Annotated in this window: 2 protein-coding genes; both read right to left on the minus strand. The window is 73.6% G+C overall.

What is annotated here, in order from left to right; genetic code table 11:
* Positions 1 to 364: 364 nt before the first annotated feature.
* Positions 365 to 1,354, minus strand: a complete 990-nt coding sequence (locus tag AC51EU_RS29805; protein ID WP_496270205.1) for a malate dehydrogenase — start codon at positions 1,352 to 1,354, stop codon at positions 365 to 367.
* Between the two features lie 552 nt (positions 1,355 to 1,906).
* Positions 1,907 to 2,212, minus strand: a 306-nt coding sequence (locus tag AC51EU_RS29810; RefSeq protein ID WP_496270206.1) for a DUF2690 domain-containing protein, incomplete at its 5' end; no start/stop codon positions are given.

Here is a 2,212-nt window from a genome sequence, read left to right on the forward strand (position 1 = left end):
CGGGCGCCGCCGGCCACCAGCCGTACGGCATCTCCGGTCCGTCCGGTCGTGTCGTCCGGTCGGTCGGTGCCGGGCGGGCCGCCTCGTGGCGGTCCTCGGGTGGGTTCTTGTGCGTCACCGGTCCCCCAAGACGTCAACCGACCACTGTGGCAACGATGTTGGGAGCACCGGTCAGCGGCGTCCCACCATGGAAGGGCAGCCGCAGCATAGGGCAGAACGTCGCTCCCTGTCAGCTTCCATGGACGGACGGTGATGTCGGGGCGGCGGTGGAACGGCCGAGCCCGCACGACCGGAGGGGCCGTGCGGGCTCGGTGGGGCGGGCGCGTCCGCCGGGTTCGGCGCGGCGGACGGGGCGCGGTAGGGCTCAGAGGAGGCCGAGGGCGCGGACCGCCTCGCGCTCGTCCGAGAGCTCCTTGACGGAGGCGTCGATGCGCTGGCGGGAGAAGTCGTTGATCTCCAGGCCCTGGACGATCTCGTACGCGCCGTCCTTGGTGGTGACCGGGAAGGAGGAGATCAGGCCCTCGGGGACGCCGTAGGAGCCGTCCGACGGAATACCCATGGAGGTCCAGTCGCCGTCGGCGGTGCCGTTGACCCAGGTGTGGACGTGGTCGATCGCGGCGTTGGCGGCCGAGGCGGCGGAGGACGCGCCACGGGCCTCGATGATCGCCGCGCCGCGCTTGGCGACGGTCGGGATGAAGGTATCGGCCAGCCACGCCTCGTCGTTGACGACGGCGGCGGCGTTCTTGCCGGCGATCTCCGCGTGGAAGATGTCCGGGTACTGGGTGGCGGAGTGGTTGCCCCAGATCGTCAGGCGGCGGATCTCGGAGACCGCGGCGCCGGTCTTCTGCGCGAGCTGCGAGACGGCGCGGTTGTGGTCCAGGCGGGTCATCGCGGTGAAGCGGTCGCGCGGGACGTCCGGCGCGGCGGCCTGCGCGATCAGCGCGTTGGTGTTGGCGGGGTTGCCGACGACCAGGACCTTGATGTCGTCCGCCGCGTGGTCGTTGATGGCCTTGCCCTGCGGCTTGAAGATGCCGCCGTTGGCCTCCAGCAGGTCACCGCGCTCCATGCCCTTGGTGCGGGGGCGGGCGCCGACGAGCAGGGCGACGTTCGCGCCGTCGAAGGCGACGTTCGGGTCGTCGGTGATCTCGATGCCGCGCAGCAGCGGGAAGGCACAGTCGTCCAGCTCCATGGCGGTGCCCTCGGCGGCCTTCAGGCCCTGCGGGATCTCCAGGAGGCGCAGCTTGACCGGTACGTCCGCGCCCAGGAGGTGACCGGAGGCGATGCGGAAGAGGAGTGCGTAACCGATCTGGCCGGCGGCGCCGGTGACGGTGACATTGACGGGAGTGCGGGTCATGGCGATCTCCTGCGCGATGTTTTCCGGGGGCAAGCCCCCGGACCACGTTGGATGGCGGTGGGTGTCCCTGCCCATGTATCAGGTCTCTTGGTATCGAGAGACCCGGCCGCCAGGCTATCGGACCCCTGCCCGCCGCAGACGACGGGCCGGTGTGCAACACCTCACCGGACCCCTCCGAGGCCCTCGTACGGGCCCTCACGCGCCACGACGGGCCTACGGGGGCGGCGCGCGGCGGCCGCCCGGCCGGAAGAGGGAGACGGGGGAGGCGAGCGGCGGGCCACCGAGGTGGCCCGCCGTGCGTGGGCCCGCCGGACTGCGCGGCGGCCGTCCGCTTGCGGAGGGGGAGCGCGGACGGCCGCCCTGTGGTGCCGTACCCGTGGGGGGTCACCCTCCGCCTGCCCGGGATCGGCGGGGCCATGCCGAATTGCTTCACCTCTTGCCGCAGATTCACCTCACGGGCCGGACGGCAGCCCCGCACCAGGGGCACCATGCCGCTCGGGAGGAGCACCGGTCGCGGGCGTCCGCCGCAGGTCGCGACGGGTGCCGCGAGGCTCACCGTCCGCCGTCACCCTCCCCCGGCCGGGTGCAGCCGGTGGTGCCGGAGGCCGTGGTGACGCAGGCGGCGGCCGCGGACGGGGAGCCCGGGACGGTGACCATGGGGGTGTAGGCGGTGCCGCTGCGGCCGACGGTGGCCTTCGCGGTGTGTCCGTCCGCCGTGACGGTGACCTCGCCACCGGGGGCGGCACCGCCGATGCGCGCCCAGGCGGCCCGGCAGGCCGCGCTGTAGCGGACCTCGATCACCACGGGGCCGACCGCGCCGTGCGCCGAGGTGACGGCCCGGTCGCCGCCGCACCCCTG

This window comes from Candidatus Streptomyces philanthi, from assembly GCF_059553635.1.